A 1,911-nucleotide genomic window follows, 5' to 3' on the forward strand; every position below is an offset into this window, starting at 1 on the left:
CAAGATTTATTCGATGTTTTAAATGAAGATTTTACCAAAGAATATGAATTCATAGATAGTCCTACTTTAGATGATATAGTAAAACACAAACAAAGTGATGAAGTTTTTAAAGTGTTTTATAAAAAAGATGATAAAATAAGATTGCTTAGAGTTAGTAATATGCAAGCTTTAAATCGTTTTGATAAACTTAAAGGTGCAATGACAAAAATAATTTTAGATAGTGGTTTTAAACCTGATAAATAAAAAGGATTAATATGTGTAAATATCAAGAATATATAGAGCAAAGAAAGGTTTTATGGGAAAAAAGTTTTGAAGCCTTTAAAGATGAAAGTATATCAAAAAGAACAGCTTGAACTTGCAGAAGCAGGAATTAATGATGGCTTAGAGGAGGATTAATTATATAATTAACCATATATTTATATTAGTTTTTTTTAAAAAACCGTTTTTACTATTCTTTAATCTTTTATATTGTATTTTGATTGTCTTATTTATGTAATTTTATATATAAAAAAAGTTTTTTCCAATTTTACAACAAAATCCTTTATGGTATAATAAAAATAAAAATTATATAAGAAAGGATACAAATGGCTATAAAAATTGAAATTAGCGGATTTGATAAGGATTTTTTACCTGTTTTTGAGAGTTTAGCTAAAAGCTTAAAAGCTACTTATTGTTTGTTAGAGTATGATACTCCAGAAGAGAAAAAACAAAGTTCTATGAAAAAGGCTTTAGAAGAAATGAAAAATGGAGAGTATGAAACTTTTAAAAACTTTGATGAGTATAAAAAGGCTATGCGTGAAATATGAAATTAGAGTTTTAAAAGAATACAAGAAAAACTATAAAAAGCTAACGCTAAAAGAAAAAGACTTAGTAGATGAAATAGTCTATCGCTTATCTAACAATGAAACTCTTGAAAGAAAATACAAAGATCATAAACTAAAAGGTGAATTTAAAGAGCTTAGAGAGTGTCATGTAAAACCTGATTTGCTCTTAATTTATCAAAAACAAGATGATAAACTTATTTTAACATGTATTAATATAGGTTCTCATAGCGAGTTGTTTTAATAATTGAAGTTAAATTAATCAAGTTTATAAAAATCCATAACTACATATTAAGTCATTTATATCATAATAGAAAGAAAAAAGAAAAACACTATGAAAAAATTATCCCAAGAAGAAATATAAAAAGCTATGAGAGAATGTGTAGTAAGTTCTTATACTTATGATCCAGTTAATCCTAATGGTTATTTCTCAAGATTTATTCGATGTTTTAAATGAAGATTTTACCAAAGAATATGAATTCATAGATAGTCCTACTTTAGATGATATAGTAAAACACAAACAAAGTGATGAAGTTTTTAAAGTGTTTTATAAAAAAGATGATAAAATAAGATTGCTTAGAGTTAGTAATATGCAAGCTTTAAATCGTTTTGATAAACTTAAAGGTGCAATGACAAAAATAATTTTAGATAGTGGTTTTAAACCTGATAAATAAAAAGGATTAATATGTGTAAATATCAAGAATATATAGAGCAAAGAAAGGTTTTATGGGAAAAAAGTTTTGAAGCCTTTAAAGATGAAAGTATATCAAAAAGAACAGCTTGAACTTGCAGAAGCAGGAATTAATGATGGCTTAGAGGAGGATTAATTATATAATTAACCATATATTTATATTAGTTTTTTTTAAAAAACCGTTTTTACTATTCTTTAATCTTTTATATTGTATTTTGATTGTCTTATTTATGTAATTTTATATATAAAAAAAGTTTTTTCCAATTTTACAACAAAATCCTTTATGGTATAATAAAAATAAAAATTATATAAGAAAGGATACAAATGGCTATAAAAATTGAAATTAGCGGATTTGATAAGGATTTTTTACCTGTTTTTGAGAGTTTAGCTAAAAGCTTA

General features: G+C 23.8%; 4 protein-coding genes. All 4 read left to right on the forward strand.

The window, feature by feature from the left end; all coding sequences use genetic code 11:
• Positions 1-243: hypothetical protein (locus tag AJN60_RS04935; protein WP_057038901.1), on the forward strand; the 243-nt coding region annotated here is incomplete at its 5' end.
• A 341-nt stretch (positions 244-584) separates the two neighbouring features.
• Positions 585-806: a hypothetical protein gene (locus AJN60_RS04940; protein ID WP_070285990.1), complete on the forward strand. Its 222-nt coding sequence runs from the start codon at positions 585-587 to the stop codon at positions 804-806.
• Positions 796-1,065 (forward strand): type II toxin-antitoxin system RelE/ParE family toxin, encoded by a 270-nt coding sequence (locus AJN60_RS04945; RefSeq protein WP_002789000.1) that lies wholly within the window; start codon positions 796-798, stop codon positions 1,063-1,065. Before AJN60_RS04940 ends, AJN60_RS04945 begins: the two co-directional genes overlap by 11 nt.
• 175 nt (positions 1,066-1,240) lie before the next feature.
• Positions 1,241-1,495: a hypothetical protein gene (locus AJN60_RS04950; RefSeq protein ID WP_070285991.1), complete on the forward strand. Its 255-nt coding sequence runs from the start codon at positions 1,241-1,243 to the stop codon at positions 1,493-1,495.
• The last annotated feature ends 416 nt before the right edge of the window (positions 1,496-1,911 follow it).

It is taken from the genome of Campylobacter sp. BCW_4323 (assembly GCF_001763115.1).
GTDB lineage: Bacteria > Campylobacterota > Campylobacteria > Campylobacterales > Campylobacteraceae > Campylobacter_D > Campylobacter_D jejuni.